This window comes from Caballeronia sp. INML3B (genome assembly GCF_023631305.1).
Taxonomy (GTDB): Bacteria; Pseudomonadota; Gammaproteobacteria; order Burkholderiales; family Burkholderiaceae; genus Caballeronia; species Caballeronia turbans.
Map to the genome: position 1 here is coordinate 1 of NZ_JALQDI010000103.1, position 283 is coordinate 283.

Consider the following 283-nt stretch of genomic DNA (forward strand, 5'->3'; position numbering starts at 1 on the left):
GAGTAGCTCTCCAGGATCGTAGGCAGAAAGTGTACGTGAGATGGCATCGGGTGCGCTGATGTTGTCGGGAAGTGTCACGCCTATCGGAACCTGTGGGTGTGACTGGTAGGACGGTGGAGGCTGCTGCGACTGCTGCTGTGGTGGTTGCTGTGCTTGCATCTGCTGCCAGTGTTGTGCTTGCTGCTGGCTTTGCTGCTGGTGTTTGTTTGACGAATCACCACCACCAGCACCACCACCACCACCTCCACTTCCGCCTGCCTCGTTCGAGTAGTCGACCCTCAGC

General features: G+C 58.3%; 1 pseudogene. It reads right to left on the reverse strand.

Annotated features, from left to right (window positions below):
• Positions 1–283, reverse strand: a pseudogene (locus NCS58_RS34065) (hypothetical protein); the annotation flags it as partial.